14 protein-coding genes are annotated in these 13,889 nt (G+C 45.4%); 11 read left to right on the top strand and 3 right to left on the bottom strand.

The features are described from left to right. Positions 1-8: 8 nt before the first annotated feature. Entirely contained in the window at positions 9-203 is a 195-nt protein-coding gene (locus tag NYE43_RS21760) for a hypothetical protein (RefSeq protein ID WP_253295224.1), read from the bottom strand. A 402-nt stretch (positions 204-605) separates the two neighbouring features. Here NYE43_RS21760 and NYE43_RS19810 point away from each other — a divergent pair, with 402 nt between their 5' ends. From NYE43_RS19810 to NYE43_RS19780, 7 genes are all read left to right on the top strand, one after another. After that, positions 606-1,844, top strand: a complete 1,239-nt coding sequence (locus NYE43_RS19810) for an MFS transporter (RefSeq protein WP_024123249.1) — start codon at positions 606-608, stop codon at positions 1,842-1,844. Positions 1,845-1,994: 150 nt separating this feature from the next. Next, complete coding sequence (locus tag NYE43_RS19805; protein WP_095712765.1) at positions 1,995-2,609, top strand: bacilysin biosynthesis protein BacA; 615 nt, start codon at positions 1,995-1,997, stop codon at positions 2,607-2,609. Beyond that, complete coding sequence (locus tag NYE43_RS19800) at positions 2,599-3,312, top strand: cupin domain-containing protein (protein ID WP_024123247.1); 714 nt, start codon at positions 2,599-2,601, stop codon at positions 3,310-3,312. The genes NYE43_RS19805 and NYE43_RS19800 overlap by 11 nt, the downstream gene beginning before the upstream one ends. Next, positions 3,309-4,070: a dihydroanticapsin 7-dehydrogenase gene (gene bacC, locus NYE43_RS19795; RefSeq protein ID WP_341062476.1), complete on the top strand. Its 762-nt coding sequence runs from the start codon at positions 3,309-3,311 to the stop codon at positions 4,068-4,070. Before NYE43_RS19800 ends, bacC begins: the two co-directional genes overlap by 4 nt. A 22-nt stretch (positions 4,071-4,092) precedes the next feature. Further along, entirely contained in the window at positions 4,093-5,511 is a 1,419-nt protein-coding gene (locus tag NYE43_RS19790) for an ATP-grasp domain-containing protein (protein ID WP_024123245.1), read from the top strand. Further along, positions 5,508-6,689, top strand: a complete 1,182-nt coding sequence (gene bacE / locus NYE43_RS19785) for a bacilysin exporter BacE (protein WP_024123244.1) — start codon at positions 5,508-5,510, stop codon at positions 6,687-6,689. The genes NYE43_RS19790 and bacE overlap by 4 nt, the downstream gene beginning before the upstream one ends. A 12-nt stretch (positions 6,690-6,701) precedes the next feature. Beyond that, positions 6,702-7,901 (top strand): pyridoxal phosphate-dependent aminotransferase, encoded by a 1,200-nt coding sequence (locus NYE43_RS19780; protein WP_024123243.1) that lies wholly within the window; start codon positions 6,702-6,704, stop codon positions 7,899-7,901. A 14-nt stretch (positions 7,902-7,915) separates the two neighbouring features. On the opposite strand, the gene bacG is transcribed toward NYE43_RS19780, so the two are convergent. Together bacG and hemQ are read right to left on the bottom strand one after the other, a co-directional pair. Next, positions 7,916-8,695, bottom strand: coding sequence for an NADPH-dependent reductase BacG (gene bacG / locus NYE43_RS19775; protein WP_185848492.1), 780 nt, complete (start codon positions 8,693-8,695; stop codon positions 7,916-7,918). 132 nt (positions 8,696-8,827) lie between these two features. After that, positions 8,828-9,592 carry a hydrogen peroxide-dependent heme synthase gene (hemQ, locus tag NYE43_RS19770; protein WP_003235942.1) on the bottom strand — a complete coding sequence of 255 codons (765 nt, stop codon included), beginning with the start codon at positions 9,590-9,592 and terminating at the stop codon, positions 8,828-8,830. Between the two features lie 269 nt (positions 9,593-9,861). Here hemQ and pta point away from each other — a divergent pair, with 269 nt between their 5' ends. From pta to NYE43_RS19750, 4 genes are all read left to right on the top strand, one after another. Then, positions 9,862-10,833, top strand: coding sequence for a phosphate acetyltransferase (gene pta / locus NYE43_RS19765; RefSeq protein ID WP_095712778.1), 972 nt, complete (start codon positions 9,862-9,864; stop codon positions 10,831-10,833). 129 nt (positions 10,834-10,962) lie between these two features. Next, positions 10,963-11,862 (top strand): cysJI operon transcriptional regulator CysL, encoded by a 900-nt coding sequence (cysL, locus tag NYE43_RS19760; RefSeq protein ID WP_103671854.1) that lies wholly within the window; start codon positions 10,963-10,965, stop codon positions 11,860-11,862. 47 nt (positions 11,863-11,909) lie between these two features. After that, entirely contained in the window at positions 11,910-12,755 is an 846-nt protein-coding gene (locus NYE43_RS19755) for a lipoate--protein ligase family protein (RefSeq protein ID WP_024123239.1), read from the top strand. Between the two features lie 150 nt (positions 12,756-12,905). Next, complete coding sequence (locus tag NYE43_RS19750; protein WP_198098148.1) at positions 12,906-13,796, top strand: carboxylate/amino acid/amine transporter; 891 nt, start codon at positions 12,906-12,908, stop codon at positions 13,794-13,796. Positions 13,797-13,889: the final 93 nt, after the last annotated feature.

The following is a 13,889-nucleotide window of genomic DNA, read 5'->3' as shown; positions in this document are numbered from 1 at the left end:
CGAGCACATCAAAGCCGAATATACTCAACGCCATCGGCCGCGCGTTTTCTTCCCCGGCTACACCGGCGAGCGCCGTTGATGGCAAACGGCATGCTGAACATCTGAGCCGACACACCGTAAATGTTTTGCAGGATAAACGGCGAACCGGAAATATACGCAAACATGCCGGTCCCGATATAGGCCTGGCTGAAAGCAAAACCCATAAACGCCCGGTCGCCAAGCAAGTGCCGACATGTGATCAGCTTTCAGGCAGTGATTCAGGCAATGCGGTCAGAACCGTGACAAAAATAAGACACCCGGTCCCTGCCAGCATGATAAACAAAGTTGACCAGTCAGTAAATTGAAGGATGAATCCTCCCGAAATCGGGCTAACTGTGAATAACCTTGATTCATCACCTGACCCGCCTTAACAAATGCATTACTATAGCATATCCCAGGATATGTTTTTGTTTTATTTTAAATTTGAAACAAGAAATCCCTTATTCGTATTTGAATGCAAATAATAAAAAGAAAATTATTTTCGTTCGAATTGTAAATTGCAAATAAAGGATGCTAAACTATAATTCAACTTTATTTTAAGATTCCGGAAGAGGTGTTAAGGGAGAATGAACAGTAAACAAAACAATCACATCAAATCAAAACATCATTTTCCGCTATTTCTTGCGCTGGCTTTAACAATGGGCGTATTTGCGGCTGGATCTGAAGAGCTTGTCATTTCACCGCTGCTGCCTGATTTAGCAGATGCCTTCAACTCAGATGTCAGCGTGCTTGCGCTATCTATCAGTATATATGGGATCATGATCTTTATCGGTGCCCCGCTGCTGGTGCCTTTAGGGGATAAATACTCGAGAGAACTGAGTTTAATGCTGGGACTCGTGATCTTTATTATAGGAACCGTGATATGCGCTTTGGCGCAAAATATTTTTTTCTTCTTTTTAGGCCGTGCGCTTTCAGGGTTGGCGGCAGGTGCGTTTGTCCCGACCGCTTACGCAGTTGTCGGGGATCGTGTTCCGTATACATATCGGGGGAAAGTGATGGGTCTGATCGTATCAAGCTGGTCGCTTGCACTGATTTTCGGTGTGCCGATCGGATCATTTATAGGCGGCGTCTTACATTGGAGATGGACATTCTGGATTTTCGCCTTGATGGGTGCACTTGTTGTTTTGCTCGTCCTATTTGAAATGCGCCGCCATAACGATAATAAAAGCACCGTCCAGGAGGAAAAAGATGAGCCGGCGGGGACATTTCGAGACGCGCTTAAAGTGCCGCGTGTTCCCGTTTATATCATAATCACTTTGTGCAATATGATTGGTTTTTACGGTATGTATTCGTTTTTAGGCTCTTACCTACAGGACGTTTTTACCGGAGGCAATACGGCTGCCGGCTTATTTATTATGATTTATGGCATCGGGTTTTCCATGAGTGTCTTTACAGGTAAGATTGCCGACCGCATTGGAAAAATGCGCTCTCTGATCATTGCGCTGGCGGTCATCAGCGTTCTGCTGGCTTGTATCGCGTATGCGCCCGCATCAATGCCTCTGCTAATCATCAGTCTATTCATCTGGGGGTTAATGCAAAGCTTGACGGTGACGCTGCTCAGCACCATTTTGAGTGATTGCTCAGAGCGTCATCGCGGGAAAATTATGGCGTTTTACAGCCTTGCCTCAAATTTGGCTGTGACATTAGGTTCTGCTTTGATGGGACCTGTATATGTGGGATACGGTTATGCAGCTGTCGGAATGATTTGCGCCATCATTACAGTGCTCGGTTTTGTGCTCAGTGTATTCGCATATAAAAAGTACGGAAAGCATGAGCAGAAAGCAGATCATTCCTTATCCCAATAAACAAAGTTTCTAAATTCCTATAACAAAAAACCCTTTCTTAAGGGTTTTTCTGTTTGTATGGGAATAATTATCAGTATTTTCAAAAAATGTTGACAGTTCGATTGCCGCTGGATAAAATTTACTTAAAATTTAAAAGATTGGTTGGTGCTCATGATTATATTGGATAATAGCATTCAGACAAAAAACAAAGCTTATTCAATATCAAAACTGATTACAGTCAACACGCTCGGCCCAGAAGGGACAAGCAGTGAGTACGCAGCAAAACATTTCATCTCTAATTTTACTCTTCTCCAAGGGCTAAACAGTAAATTATCTTTGCATGATACATTTGAATCATGCATCGAAAGGACTCTTCAAAGCCCGCTGGAATACACCATCGTTCCACATGCTTATGACGGCATTAAACATTTCTACATGAGGCCGGATTTGCAGCTTTTGCAAATCTTCAGGTGCGATACACCGATGTACGGCCTGGCTGTCCGTCCTGATTTCACATTCAGCGACGACATGCTTGACACATCTATTATTGTTTCACACCCATCACCTATCAATTTAATTAAATATTTTACCCGCAAAGACGTCAGGTTCGAGCTGGTCAACTCAACCAGCGCCGCAGCAAAAAAAGTAAAAGAAGGTCTTTCTGACATTGCTTTAACCAATGAACTGGCAAGACAAAAATACGGGCTCAAATTTGTTAAGACATTTAAAAGCATTCCTATGAGCTGGTCATTATTCGGAAAAGGAGACGTTGATTATGAAAACTGAACAAGATGTGAAGGAGATTTATTTCCCGACACCAAAATTAATAGAGTGGGAGAACGGAGTGAGACAGTATTCCACCGTCCGCGGCGATACTGAAGTGCTAATGTCTTACGTTCCGCCGCATACGAACGTTGAACCGCATCAGCACAAGGAAGTCCAAATCGGCATGGTCGTTTCAGGCGAGCTGTCCATGACTGTCGGAGACGTCACAAAAAAAATGACAGCCTTGGAATCGGCATATATCGCGCCGCCGCATGTGCCTCACGGAGCTAGAAATGAAACAGACCAAGAAGTCATTGCCATTGATATTAAACGGTATAAAGCTGATGAAACGTATACAAGTCCTGAAGACTACTTTTTGAATATTTTCAAAACGAGAGATTTATTGCCTGGCATGGAAGTCACGTTCTTTGTTGAGGATTGGATAGAAATTATGCTGGCCAAGATTCCTGGAAACGGCGGCGAAATGCCTTTCCATAAACATCGCAATGAACAAATCGGCATCTGCATCGGCGGCGGATATGATATGACCGTTGAAGGCTGCACAGTGGATATGACATTCGGCACCGCCTATTTCTGTGAACCTCGTGAAGACCACGGTGCCATCAACCGTTCTGAAAAAGAATCTCAATCCATTAACATCTTCTTTCCGCCGCGCTACAACAGAGCAAAAACGAAAAAGATAAAGGCGGATGAATCATCATGAACCTCACCGATAAAACCGTCCTCATAACAGGAGGCGCATCAGGCATCGGCTATGCCGCGGTTCAAGCTTTTTTGAACCAGCAGGCAAATGTGGTTGTGGCGGATATTGATGCAGCACAGGGAGAAGTCATGGTCCGGCAAGAAAATAATGACCGGCTGCACTTTGTGCAAACAGATATAACAGACGAAGCTGCCTGCCAGCACGCTGTTCAATCGGCAATCAATACATTCGGAGGATTAGATATTTTAATTAATAATGCGGGGATCGAAATCGTGGCGCCTATTCATGTGATGGAGCTGAGCGATTGGAATAAGGTGCTCCAAGTCAATCTGACAGGCATGTTTTTAATGAGCAAGCACGCACTCAAGCATATGCTGGCTGCCGGCAAGGGCAATATCATTAATACGTGCTCTGTCGGCGGAGTCGTGGCATGGCCTGATATCCCGGCATATAACGCCAGCAAAGGCGGCGTGTTGCAGCTGACAAGGTCAATGGCTGTTGATTACGCCAAACATCAAATCCGCGTTAATTGTGTATGTCCGGGGATTATTGATACGCCGTTAAATGAGAAATCCTTTATGGAAAATAATGAAGGCACACTTGAAGAAATCAAGAAAGAAAAGGCGAAGGTGAATCCGATGCTAAAACTCGGAAAACCTGAAGAAATAGCAAACGTTATGCTGTTTTTAGCCTCTGATTTATCAAGCTACATGACCGGAAGCGCCATCACCGCAGACGGAGGATATACCGCACAATAGAGAGAGAAGGAGTGTTTTACATATGGAGAGAAAAACAGTTTTGGTTATCGCTGATCTTGGAGGCTGCCCGCCGCATATGTTTTATCAAAGCGCTGCTGAAAAATATAACCTGGTCAGCTTTATTCCGAGACCATTTGCCATTACAGCTTCCCATGCGGCACTTATTGAAAAATACTCGGTCGCGGTCATAAAGGATAAAGATTATTTTCAGAGTATCACAGATTTCGAGCATCCCGATTCCATTTACTGGGCGCATGAGGATCATGACAAACCCGAAGAAGAGGTAGTCGAGCAAATCGTCAAGGTTGCCGAAATGTTTGGAGCGGAAGCCATCACAACAAACAATGAATTATTCATCGCTCCGATGGCGAAAGCCTGTAAACGTCTCGGCTTAAGAGGAGCGGGTGTACAAGCTGCCGAAAATGCCAGAGATAAAAATAAAATGAGGGCAGCGTTTAATAAAGCCGGGGTCAAAACAATCAAAAACAAACGGGTCACAACCCTTGAAGATTTCCGCTCCGCGCTGAAAGAGATCGGCACGCCGCTCATCTTAAAACCGACATACTTGGCGAGTTCAATCGGCGTGACGCTGATTACGGACACCAAAACAGCAGAAGCCGAGTTTAACAGAGTGAATGACTACCTGAAATCCATTAATGTGCCGAAGGCGGTTACGTTTGAAGCCCCGTTTATTGCGGAGGAATTTTTACAGGGAGAATACCCGGACTGGTATCAAACCGAGGGATACTCCGACTATATCAGCATAGAAGGGATCATGGCGGACGGAGAATATGTTCCAGTCGCGATTCATGACAAAACACCGCAAATCGGATTTACGGAAACCTCGCATATCACGCCGTCCATCTTGGATGATGAAGCGAAAAAGATCATTATTGAAGCGGCCAAAAAAGCAAATGAAGGGCTTGGGCTGGAAAACTGCGCGACACATACAGAAATCAAGTTAATGAAAAATAGAGAAGCCGGTTTAATAGAGTCTGCGGCCAGGTTCGCCGGATGGAATATGATTCCGAATATTAAAAAGGTCTTCGGCGTCGACATGGCGCAATTATTGCTGGATGTTCTCTGTTTCGGAAAAGACGCCGATCTTCCGGATGGATTGCTGGAGCAAGAACCTTGCTATATCGCCGACTGTCATTTGTACCCGGAGCATTTCAAACAAAACGGGCAGCTTCCTGAAGCGGCGGAGGATATGATCATTGAATCCATCAACATTCCGGATGGGCTGCTGAAAGGAGATACGGAACTTGTTTCTTTCTCGGCTGCGGCACCAGGTACGTCTGTTGATTTGCGCCTTTTTGAAGCCTTCAATTCCATTGCCGCATTTGAACTGAAAGGAAGCAATTCCCAGGATGTAGCCGATTCAATTAAACACATCCAGCAGCATGCAAAGCTTACTGCGAAGTATGTGCTGCCGGTATGAAACAGTTAAAGCCAAATTCTAAATACTTGCTTTACGGGCAGGCGCTTTCGTTTATGGGAGACTATTGTGTTCTCCCGGCCCTGCTCATTTTGTCTACATATTATCACGATTATTGGGTGACGTCAGGAGTCATTGCGGTCAGAAGCATTCCGATGGTGTTTCAGCCGTTTTTAGGGGTGCTCGTTGACCGATTGGACAGAATTAAAATTATGCTGTGGACGGATGTCATCAGGGGCATCATCTTTTTGGGGCTCACCTTTCTCCCAAAAGGCGAGTATCCGCTGGTTTTTCTGGCCCTGCTGTTTGTCTCTTACGGGAGCGGCGTATTTTTTAATCCGGCGCGTCTCGCGGTCATGTCTTCTCTGGAATCAGATATTAAAAATATCAATACCTTATTCGCTAAAGCCACGACCATTTCTATCATTGTCGGGGCGGCCGCCGGAGGGTTATTCCTGTTAGCCGGGTCTGTAGAGATGGCTGTTGCCTTTAACGGTGTGACATACCTGGTTTCAGCGTTTTTTATCAGGCGAATTAAGCTGCAATTTGTCCCGATTCAGTCTGAAAATATAAAAGAAGCCTTTCAGTCTTTTAAAGAAGGGCTGAAGGAAATCAAAACCAATTCATTCGTGTTAAACGCCATGTTTACGATGATTACGATGGCAATGCTTTGGGGGATCGTGTACAGCTATTTTCCGATTGTCAGCCGCTTTTTGGGTGACGGGGAGATCGGCAACTTTATCCTTACCTTCTGCATCGGCTTCGGCGGTTTCATCGGAGCGGCGCTTGTCAGCAAGTGGGGCTTTAACAACAATAAAGGCTTGATGTACTTTACCATTTTATCAATCGTCTCGCTGGCGCTGTTTTTATTCACGCCCATTTTCGCTGTATCTGTCATTGCTGCCATTCTCTTTTTCATCGCCATGGAATATGGGGAAGTGCTTGCAAAGGTTAAAGTTCAGGAAAACGCGGCGAACCAGATTCAAGGGCGTATTTTTTCGGTGGCTGAAGCGTCCATTGGCTTGTGCATTTCGATTGGTTCCATGCTTATCAACGTGTTAGAGGCTCCTGTCATCATGGGGCTGATTGTTATCATGGTAAGCGGTTTGTTTTTGCATACAAAGCTGGTGAACAAGTCTTTTTTGGAACGGGATAAAAAAACTGAGCAAATTCACTTATAAGGAGTCTTTCAGATGGAAATAACACCGTCCGACGTCATCAAGACACTTCCAAGGCAAGAATTTTCTCTCGTTTTTCAAAAGGTAAAAGAAATGGAAAAAACGGGGGCGCAAGTCATTAATCTTGGACAGGGGAACCCTGACCTTCCTACTCCGCCGCATATCGTGCAGGCATTGCAGGAGGCGGCTGTGAACCCTTCTTTCCACGGGTATGGGCCATTCAGAGGCTATCCCTTTCTGAAGGAAGCGATTGCCGCTTTCTATAAAAGAGAATACGGAGTGACAATCAATCCTGAAACAGAAGTGGCGCTCTTTGGCGGGGGAAAAGCAGGCTTGTATGTTTTGACACAATGCCTGCTCAATCCGGGAGATATCGCTTTGGTCCCGAACCCGGGCTATCCTGAATACCTTTCGGGTATTACAATGGCAAGAGCAGAGCTGCACGAAATGCCGCTGCACGCAGAAAACGGCTATCTGCCAGACTTTGAGAAAATAGATCCCGCTGTGTTACAAAAAGCGAAGCTGATGTTTTTGAACTATCCGAATAACCCGACGGGAGCTGTGGCGGATGCGGCTTTTTATGCAAAAGCGGCCGCATTTGCAAAAGAGCACCAGATTCATTTGATCCATGACTTTGCGTACGGCGCATTTGAGTTTGATAAAAAACCGGCCAGCTTCCTGCAGGCGGAGGACTCAAAAACTGTGGGCGCGGAGCTTTATTCGTTTTCAAAAACATTTAACATGGCCGGCTGGAGAATGGCGTTTGCCGTCGGAAATGAAAAGATCATTCAAGCGGTCAATGAATTTCAGGATCACGTCTTTGTCGGCATGTTCGGCGGACTGCAGCAGGCGGCCAGTGCGGCGCTGTCTGGAGATCCGGAACAAACAGATCGCTTGAAACGCATCTATGCGGAACGGATTGACTTTTTTACGGAGCTATGTGAAAAAGAACTGGGCTGGAAGATAGAAAAACCAAAAGGAACATTTTATGTATGGGCTGAAATTCCAAAAATGTTTGAGTCTTCTCATCAATTCTCTGACTACCTGCTGGAGCAGGCCCATGTTGTCGTAACGCCGGGCGAGATTTTCGGCAGCAACGGAAAACGTCATGTCAGAATATCAATGGTATCGAAGCAGGAGGATCTGCGGGAATTTGTCATGCGGATTCAAAAGCTGAACCTGCCGTTTGCCTCATTAGAAGAAGTATCCCGCTAAAAAGCGGGATTTTTTTATATGCTTTTCATGCTGCCGCCGTCAGCAGAAATTTGCTGCCCGGTGATATAGGAGGCTTCCTCGGAAGCGAGAAACGCGGCGAGCGCTGCGGTTTCTTCGGCTGATCCGACCCGTTTCATCGGGATGCCAGAAGCAATCTGTTCTACGGCTTCTTGTTTGGATATGCTGTTCTTTTCCATCACATTCTTCACAAATTGATGGTAACGGTCTGTAGCGATAAAACCAGGATTCAGGCAGTTGACAGTAATATTGTGAGGAGCAAGCTGAATGGAAATATTTTTACTGGCGTTAATTAAAGCGGCATTCATCATGCTGTTTGTAAACATATTGGCGCCGGGTTCTTTCCACAGATTTCCGACAATGTTGATGATTCTGCCAAACTCGTTTTGTTTCATCAGAGAGGCGGCACGCTTGATAGCGTCAATATAGGCAACGGTTTTCTGTGTGAACGTGGCCGTCATATCCTCTATATGACAGTTATCAAATGTGTCAGGCGCGCCGCCCGGGATATTATTAATCAGAACATCAAGCCGTCCGCATTGAGATTCAATTTCTTTAAAAATCTCCTCTCTCGTTTGCTGGTCAGACATATCACCCGCAAGGACAATGACACTCGCTTCAGGATGCTTGGCCAAAATGTCTTCTTTGACAGATTCAATATTGTCCAAGACTCGCGAATTGATGACAACGGTAAAATGCTGGTCTGCTAATTTCAGAGCAATTGCTTTTCCGATCCCTTGACTGGCTCCCATAATAAATGCGGTTCGTTTTGACAAATAACTGCACCCCTTTGAAAAAATTGGATTATTATCTACATCGTAAAAAAAAACGGAGAAAATAGCAAATTTTATTTAAATTCTGACAAAGAGGAATCGAAAAACTCCCGCCAGCTGCGGCGGGAGGAGAAATTATACATATAGGAATTGAGGAAGTGTATCAAGCGAAAGGCGGTTGCCCACAAAGAACGAGCCAAATTCGCCGTAGCGCGCGCTGACTTCGTCAAAACGCATTTCATATACAAGCTTCTTGAATTGAAGCACATCATCACTGAACAGCGTAACTCCCCATTCGTAATCGTCAAAGCCGACTGAACCTGTGATGATCTGTTTCACTTTGCCAGCATAGCTGCGTCCGATTAAGCCGTGGCTTCTCATCAAGTTTCTTCGTTCTTCCATAGAAAGCATGTACCAGTTGTCATTGCCGGATCTTCTTTTATCCATTGGATAGAAGCATACATATTTTGATTCCGGCAGTTCAGGGTAAAGGCGCGCACGTACATGCGGATTTTCATACGGGTCGCCGTCGCCGCTCGCCAAATAGTTGCTCAGTTCAACAACTGACACGTAGGAGTAAGCCGGAATGGTGAACTCAGCAAGTCTTGATTTGTTGAATTCGAGCTCAATTTCATTTAATTCTTCCATTGTAGGGCGAAGAATCATCAGCATAAAATCAGCTTTTTGGCCAACGATGCTGTAAAGGGTTTGTGAGCCTTTCCCTTCTTTTTGGGCGACTCCCCATTTTTCAAGCAATCCTGTAAATTCATGAATGATAGACTGGCGCTCATCACTTGACAGCAGCTTCCAGGAAGTCCAGTCCATTGTGCGGAAATCATGAAGCGCATACCAGCCGTCCAGCGTTTTTGCCGCTTCATTTGTCATTTGCTGTTCACTCATTTATCTTCACTCCTATTATCTTTTCGTTAATGCCTTCACTATATCATAGTTTATCCGATTCTACTGTGGAGAAACCTTGAACATCCGATTCGTATATCTCCTCAAAAATAAGAGAACATATAAGGAAAGAATCAGTTACTTAAATTAGTTAGAAAAATAAGATTTTTTGATGAAAGCGCTATAATAAAAGTTGGCTGTTTGAATTTGACTGGAAGAAGAGTATGCTAGTAAAAGAAAGCGTTTTTGTAACTTTTTGAGGAGGGTTTATTGTGGCAGATTTATTTTCAACAGTGCAAGAAAAAGTAGCTGGAAAAGGCGTTAAAATTGTATTTCCTGAAGGCTTGGACGAACGTATTTTAGTTGCGGTCAGCAAGCTTGCAGAAAATAAAGTGCTGAATCCAATTGTGATCGGCAATGAAAATGAGATCCAAGCAAAAGCAAAAGAACTGAATGTGACGCTTGACGGCGTTGATATTTATGATCCTCATACATATGAAGGCATGGAAGATCTTGTACAGGCATTCGTAGAACGCCGCAAAGGCAAAGCAACAGAAGAACAGGCTCGAAAAGCGCTCTTAGACGAGAACTACTTCGGCACAATGCTTGTGTACAAAGGCCTTGCAGCGGGTCTTGTGAGCGGAGCGGCTCATTCAACTGCCGACACTGTCCGTCCGGCTCTTCAAATCATCAAAACAAAAGAAGGCGTGAAAAAGACTTCAGGCGTCTTCATCATGGCACGCGGCGATGAGCAGTACGTATTCGCAGATTGCGCGATCAACATTGCACCTGACAGCCAAGATCTTGCAGAAATCGCAATCGAAAGCGCCAATACGGCAAAAATGTTCGACATTGATCCTCGCGTAGCAATGCTCAGCTTCTCTACAAAAGGCTCAGCAAAATCTGATGAAACAGAAAAAGTAGCGGATGCTGTGAAAATCGCGAAAGAAAAAGCGCCTGAATTAACGCTTGACGGCGAATTCCAATTTGACGCTGCATTCGTTCCATCTGTAGCTGAGAAAAAAGCGCCGGATTCCGAGATCAAAGGAGACGCGAACGTATTCGTATTCCCAAGCTTGGAAGCAGGAAACATCGGCTACAAAATTGCTCAGCGTTTAGGCAACTTTGAAGCTGTAGGACCAATCCTGCAAGGCTTAAATATGCCTGTTAACGATCTTTCAAGAGGTTGTAACGCTGAAGATGTTTACAATCTTGCATTAATTACAGCGGCACAAGCACTGTAAGAAAAGCGATGGCAGCTCTCTCGCAGAGGGCTGCTTTTTTTGCGCCTTCTTTACCAGGACAGATGATATGAGTAAAATAAAGAAAACTGATCATCATTATAAATCTTATTCATGACAGGGGTGGGGCCTTTGTATTACGACGTGCTGAAAACCTTTATCGCGGTGGTGGAAGAAAAAAACTTCACAAAAGCAGCAGAAAAGCTGATGATTTCCCAGCCCAGCGTCAGTCTGCATATTAAAAATCTTGAAAAAGAATTTCAAACGGCTCTGCTGAATCGGTCGCCGAAGCATTTTACGACAACACCGACAGGGGACATTTTGTATCAAAGGGCAAAGCAAATGGTATTTCTCTACGAGCAGGCCAAGGCTGAAATTTACGCGCACCATCATTATGTAAAAGGTGAATTGAAAATAGCCGCCAGTTTTACAATCGGAGAGTATATTCTTCCGCCGCTTCTTGCCCAGCTGCAAAAGCTGTATCCTGAGCTGAATCTGGACGTCATGATTGGCAATACAAAGGAGGTAAGCGAACGTGTCCGAATGCTTCAGGCTGATATCGGGCTGATTGAAGGACATACGGACGAGAATGAACTGGAAATTGAACCGTTTATGGAGGATGAAATGTGCATCGCAGCGCCAAACCAGCATCCGCTTGCCGGAAAAAGAGACATTTCAATCAGCGATTTGCAAAATGAAGCGTGGGTGACAAGGGAAAAAGGCTCCGGCACAAGGGAATATCTCGATCATGTGCTCAGCTCGAACGGACTGCGGCCGAAGTCGATGTTCACCATCAGCAGCAATCAAGGTGTAAAAGAAGCGGTGATCAGCGGCATGGGTTTATCGGTCTTATCAAGAAGCGTGCTGCATAAGGATTTGATCCACCGTGACATTTCAATTCTCCACATTAAAGATTTCTCATTAAAGCGCAAGCTGTCTTATATTCATTCTCCTCTCATGGAGAATACAAAAAATAAAGAAATTTTCATTACGATGCTGAAAAGCAATTTTCAATCATCACGGGTGAAATGATATAATAGGTTTCGTTCATAAGCCTAACATGAAAGGGTTTTACATAGATGGCAAACCAACCGATTGATTTACTGATGCAGCCGACATGGAGAGTCATTGACCAATCCAGTCTCGGCCCTTTATTTGACGCGAAGCAATCCTTCGCTATGGACGATACGCTGTGCGCCTCTGTAGGAAAAGGCGTGTCGCCGGCGACAGCACGCTCTTGGGTGCACCACGACACGATTGTCCTCGGTATTCAGGATACGCGGCTCCCGTTTTTGCAGGACGGCATTGCCCTGCTCGAAAATGAGGGATACCGCGTCATCGTCCGCAATTCCGGCGGTCTTGCTGTTGTTTTGGATGAAGGCGTTTTAAATATTTCTCTCATATTCGAGGACCAAAAGAAGGGCATCGATATAGACAGAGGATACGAAGCAATGGTGGAACTGATGAAACGGATGCTTAAGCCGTACGGGGCAAAGATTGAAGCCTATGAAATTGAGGGCTCCTATTGTCCAGGCAGCTATGATCTCAGCATTGACGGCAAAAAGTTCGCCGGCATTTCTCAAAGACGTCTTCGCGGCGGTGCAGCCGTTCAAATTTATCTCTGTGCAGATAAAAGCGGCAGCGAGAGGGCAGATCTGATCAGACGATTCTATCAAGCCGCCCTGAAGGATAAACAGAACGACAAAAAAGGCGTCTACCCGGATATACGTCCGGAAACCATGGCATCGTTAAGTGAGCTTCTGCATACCGATATCTCCGTACAGGATTTAATGCTTGCTTTGCTTACGGAATTAAAAGCGTTAAGCACCCACCTCTACTCAGCCGGACTGTCCATTGACGAGGAATTGGAATTTGAGAAAAATCTTGTCCGGATGGCAGAACGGAATGAAAAGGTGTTTGGATGAACGCCATTTGCATGTCAGCCGATACGGCTGGCATGCTTTTTTTCGCCTATCATCTTGTTTTCAGATAAATCTTTCTTATAAACAGAAAACAATTACAGCAAAAAAAGCGATAAAATAACAGCAGCATCTGCATACAAAGGGGAGAGGCAAATGAAAGGGAATGTTTACAGCCTGTTTGTGCTGATCGCGGCTTTTTTCTGGGGAACAACCGGCACTGTTCAGGCGCTGGCTCCAGAAAGCGCCACTCCGCTGGCATTCGGAGCGGTCAGATTATTGGTAGGCGGCAGCGCCATGCTTCTTGTGGTCTGGATCAGCCGAGAGCTTCACGTGAAAAATTGGTCTTGGCCGCCCGTGTTTTTAGCAGCGATTTGTATGGCCTGTTATCAGCCGCTTTTTTTCACCGCCGTAAAAGAAACAGGGATTGCGGTTGGGACAGTGATTGCCATCGGCAGTGCGCCTATTATTGCCGGGAGCTTAGAGTGGGCCGTTTTGAAAAAACGTCCGCGAAATTCCTGGTGGATTGCAACTGTATTGGCTTTTGCGGGATGCTGGCTCCTGTTTTCAGACGGCTCCAATGTTCGGATTGATGTGTCAGGGGTTCTCATGGCGATTGGAGCAGGTGCATCTTTTGCGGGTTATACCTTGATCAGTAAATCAATGATGAAAACACAGCCGCCGAGAGCTACCTCAGCTGTTGTCTTTATGCTCAGCGCCATATTGCTGATGCCGCTATTGTGGCAGTCGGATCTCTCTTGGATGCTGACCCCAAAAGGATGGGGAACGAGCCTTTATATCGGGGTAATTGCGACATGCGCGGCCTACTTTTTGTTTGCAAAAGGGCTCACCGGCGTTCCGGCTTCGGCAGCGGTTACACTGTCCCTGGCTGAGCCGCTGACCGCCTCATTGCTGGGCGTGTTTTTCATAGGTGAAATGCTTTCTCTTTCCTCATGGCTCGGCATCGTGCTGATGATGTTAGGGCTTCTGGTCATTTCAGGGGCGCCTCGCAAGCAAAAGCCGGCTGAAGCGGCTCATGTGTCTTAATAGATTAGCATAAGCTTGGGCTCATTTTACAAGAATAACGGAGCCGCCGCAAAAACAGAAAATCCTCTTTTCTAAAAGGAAAAGGGGATTTTT

The organism is Bacillus sp. FSL R5-0434 (genome assembly GCF_038004745.1).
Lineage (GTDB): Bacteria > Bacillota > Bacilli > Bacillales > Bacillaceae > Bacillus > Bacillus halotolerans.
Note: the sequence above shows the minus strand (reverse complement) of the source record. Positions and strands in the feature narration are given on the sequence as shown.

Excerpts from the sequence above, each read along its gene's own strand:
- NYE43_RS21760 (WP_253295224.1), bottom strand. The coding sequence starts at position 203 with ATGGGTTTTGCTTTCAGCCAGGCCTATATCGGGACCGGCATGTTTGCG.
- NYE43_RS19810 (WP_024123249.1), top strand. The coding sequence starts at position 606 with ATGAACAGTAAACAAAACAATCACATCAAATCAAAACATCATTTTCCG.
- NYE43_RS19805 (WP_095712765.1), top strand. The coding sequence starts at position 1,995 with ATGATTATATTGGATAATAGCATTCAGACAAAAAACAAAGCTTATTCA.
- NYE43_RS19800 (WP_024123247.1), top strand. The coding sequence starts at position 2,599 with ATGAAAACTGAACAAGATGTGAAGGAGATTTATTTCCCGACACCAAAA.
- bacC (WP_341062476.1), top strand. The coding sequence starts at position 3,309 with ATGAACCTCACCGATAAAACCGTCCTCATAACAGGAGGCGCATCAGGC.
- NYE43_RS19790 (WP_024123245.1), top strand. The coding sequence starts at position 4,093 with ATGGAGAGAAAAACAGTTTTGGTTATCGCTGATCTTGGAGGCTGCCCG.
- bacE (WP_024123244.1), top strand. The coding sequence starts at position 5,508 with ATGAAACAGTTAAAGCCAAATTCTAAATACTTGCTTTACGGGCAGGCG.
- NYE43_RS19780 (WP_024123243.1), top strand. The coding sequence starts at position 6,702 with ATGGAAATAACACCGTCCGACGTCATCAAGACACTTCCAAGGCAAGAA.
- hemQ (WP_003235942.1), bottom strand. The coding sequence starts at position 9,592 with ATGAGTGAACAGCAAATGACAAATGAAGCGGCAAAAACGCTGGACGGC.
- NYE43_RS19755 (WP_024123239.1), top strand. The coding sequence starts at position 11,910 with ATGGCAAACCAACCGATTGATTTACTGATGCAGCCGACATGGAGAGTC.
- NYE43_RS19750 (WP_198098148.1), top strand. The coding sequence starts at position 12,906 with ATGAAAGGGAATGTTTACAGCCTGTTTGTGCTGATCGCGGCTTTTTTC.